The 1,675-nt window shown below is 63.5% G+C and carries 1 protein-coding gene; it reads right to left on the bottom strand.

Annotated features, from left to right (window positions below):
- A partial coding sequence (locus tag JYJ84_RS36040) for an efflux RND transporter permease subunit (RefSeq protein ID WP_205190239.1) occupies window positions 1–1,675 on the bottom strand: 1,675 nt, incomplete at both ends.

Here is a 1,675-nt window from a genome sequence, read left to right as displayed (position 1 = left end):
GTCGTCGACGTTTTCCGTCTCGCCGCTGAAGATCGCGCGAACCCGCACGAAGAACATCGGGATCATGAAAATCGCGAGGAACGTTGCCGTGACCATCCCGCCGAGCACGCCCGTGCCGATCGCGTGCTGGCTCGCCGAACCCGCGCCGTTGCTGATCGCAAGCGGCAACACGCCGAGCATGAACGCGAGTGACGTCATCAGGATCGGACGCAGCCGCAGACGCGCTGCCTCGATCGCCGCGCGCACCGGCCCCATGTTCTCTTTCGCCTGCAGCTCGCGTGCGAACTCGACGATCAGGATCGCGTTCTTCGCAGACAGGCCCACGGTCGTCAGCAGGCCGACCTGGAAGAACACGTCGTTCTCGAGACCCCGCAGCATCGTCGCGAGCAGCGCGCCGACCACACCGAGCGGCACGACCATGATCACCGAGAACGGGATCGACCAGCTTTCATACAGCGCCGCGAGACACAGGAACACGACGAGGATCGAGATCGCATACAGGAGCGGCGCCTGCGAGCCGGACTGGATTTCCTGGAACGACAGCCCTGTCCACGAGTAGCCGATTCCTTCCGGCAGCTTGCTCGCAAGCGATTCCATCGCCGCCATCGCCTGGCCGGTCGACTTGCCCTCCGCAGCCTGCCCCTGGATCTCGATCGACGACACGCCGTTGTAGCGCTCGAGCATTGGCGAACCGTAGCTCCAGTGGCCGGTCGAGAACGCGCTGAACGGCACCATGCCACCTGCGCTGTTGCGCACGTACCAGATGTTCATGTCTTCCGGCGTCATCCGGAACGGCGCGTCGGCCTGCACGTACACCTTCTTGATCCGGCCATCCGTATCGAGGAAGTTGTTCACGTACTGCGACGCCCACGCGATCGAGAACGTCTGGTCAATCGCCGCGGCCGTCACACCGAGCGCGTTCGCCTTTTCGCGATCGATGTCGACCTTGTACTGCGGCGTATCGTTCAGGCCATTCGGGCGCACGAGTGCCAGCGCGGGATCCTTCTCAGCCAGCCCGAGCAACTGGCCGCGCGCGGCCATCAGCGCCTCGTGGCCGAGGCCGGCGTTGTCCGTCAGCTCGAAGTCGAAACCGGCAGCCGTACCGAGTTCGGGAATCGACGGCGGGTTGAACGGGATCACCATCGCGTCCTTGTACTGCGCGTAGTGTGCGAAGGTCCGGCCGATCAGTGCCTGGATCTTCTGGTCGGCATGCTGACGCTGCGCATACGGCTTCAACTTCACGAACACGACACCGGCGTTCTGGCCGCGGCCGGCGAAGCTGAAGCCGTTGACCGTGAACACCGTGTCGACCACATCCTTCTCGGTGGTCGTCAGGTACGTATTGATGTTGTCGAGCGTCTTGCCGGTCGTTTCCTGCGTGGAGCCGGACGGCGTCTGCACGATCATGAACATGTAGCCCTGGTCTTCATCCGGCAGGAACGACTTCGGCAGGCGCACGAACATCACGCCGACCGCGATGAACACGGCCAGGTAGATCACGAGCCAGCGTCCCGAGCGACGAATCACGTGGTTCACACCGCCCGTATAGCGATCGCGGCTGCGGTTGAACGTCCGGTTGAACCAGCCGAAGAAGCCCTTCTTCTCTTCGTGATGCCCTTGCGGAATCGGCTTGAGGATCGTCGCACACAGGGCCGGTGTCAGGATCAACGCGACC

It is taken from the genome of Burkholderia sp. LMG 13014 (genome assembly GCF_905232215.1).
Lineage (GTDB): Bacteria > Pseudomonadota > Gammaproteobacteria > Burkholderiales > Burkholderiaceae > Burkholderia.
The sequence above is the reverse complement of the archived record's forward strand: the minus strand, read 5'-3'. Positions and strand labels throughout refer to the sequence as shown.